Origin of the sequence: Dysgonomonas sp. 25 (assembly GCF_010501075.1) — a bacterium.
Classification (GTDB): Bacteria; Bacteroidota; Bacteroidia; order Bacteroidales; family Dysgonomonadaceae; genus Dysgonomonas.
On the sequence record NZ_QVMN01000027.1, the window covers coordinates 285 to 525 of the forward strand.

Consider the following 241-nt stretch of genomic DNA (forward strand, 5'->3'; position numbering starts at 1 on the left):
TGGAAACATAATCCAGTTTAACATAAATGGTCAACAGTTAAAGTTTTCGTTTCATGATTCGGAATTAAACGGGCTAAAGATATTTCGTGATTATTTTAACAAAAATCCAAACTATAAAACGGAGTGTGGGAGATTTGAGTTCGAATTCTATGTTTTTGATTTTAATAGTACGCTTGATGATCAAACGAAGTATACCCTTGATAAGAATGAGAAGGAGATGATTAAAAGACATCGCATATAT